This is a genomic window from Phytobacter sp. V91, assembly GCF_965644225.1.
GTDB lineage: Bacteria > Pseudomonadota > Gammaproteobacteria > Enterobacterales > Enterobacteriaceae > CBFFRJ01.
Genome location: NZ_CBFFRJ010000306.1, coordinates 1 through 573, shown reverse-complemented (window position 1 = coordinate 573; position 573 = coordinate 1). Strand labels below are relative to the sequence as shown.

Annotated in this window: 1 pseudogene; it reads left to right on the top strand. The window is 54.8% G+C overall.

The annotated features are described in order from the left end of the window. Positions 1-169: 169 nt before the first annotated feature. Positions 170-573 (top strand): annotated as a pseudogene (locus ACSZO4_RS25790) (IS4 family transposase); the annotation flags it as partial.

Genomic DNA, 573 nt, shown 5'->3' with positions numbered 1-573 from the left:
GGGGCTGAGGAATCCCCAGAAAAAGTGAAAGGCACGATGAAGTGTGATCTACTGGTTGCGCTAACAAATCAGAAGAGACCTCATCGTGCCTTTACAGACAGTGTGCCAGAAATTCTTTTCCTCGTCTTTACGTGGGATTCATTCCTTCCGCATTAATATTCTCACCTCCATGGCCGTCGCTCTCTGCAACGGCGCTGAACTTACCCTGACCAGCCTCGGTCGCTCTCTTCCCGGGGCCGCTCACGTCAAAAATAAAATTAAGCGGGTTGACCGCGCCCTCGGCAACACCGCCCTTCATCGCGACCTTCCCCTTATCCAGCAACAACTTACCCGCGCCATTACCTCCCTGATGCCGTTCTGCGTTATTGCTGTCGACTGGACCGGGTGGCCTGATAAAAACTGGCATCTGCTGCGCGCCAGTCTGGTCTGTAACGGCCGTTCACTTCCACTGATGAGTGAAGTCGTTCCGGCCGAACTCGCCCAGAACAGCCAGATACAGTGCGCTTTCCTGGACCGCCTGCGTGCTGCTGTTCCGGCAGGAAAAGCTGTCACGATTATTACCGATGCCGGCTT